Origin of the sequence: Klebsiella sp. 141240, from assembly GCF_050600805.1 — a bacterium.
Classification (GTDB): domain Bacteria; phylum Pseudomonadota; class Gammaproteobacteria; order Enterobacterales; family Enterobacteriaceae; genus Klebsiella; species Klebsiella aerogenes.
In genome coordinates this window covers 1-218 of the sequence record NZ_JAQIRK010000091.1, presented here as the reverse complement: position 1 = coordinate 218, position 218 = coordinate 1, and the positions used below count along the sequence as shown (strand labels likewise).

Here is a 218-nt window from a genome sequence, read left to right as displayed (position 1 = left end):
TTCATCCACTTCACCCTGCCGCAGGCGGCGGCCATCGGCATCATCGGCGGCGCCGACGGCCCGACGGCCATCTACCTGTCGAGCAAGCTGGCGCCAGAGCTACTGGGGGCCATCGCGGTGGCCGCCTACTCCTACATGGCGCTGGTGCCGCTGATCCAGCCGCCGATCATGAAGGCGCTGACCAGCGACAAAGAGCGGAAGATCCGCATGGTGCAGCT

General features: G+C 67.0%; 1 protein-coding gene. It reads left to right on the top strand.

The features are described 5' to 3' along the window. A partial coding sequence (locus PGQ95_RS26490; protein WP_430919906.1) for a sodium ion-translocating decarboxylase subunit beta occupies positions 1 to 218 on the top strand: 218 nt, incomplete at both ends.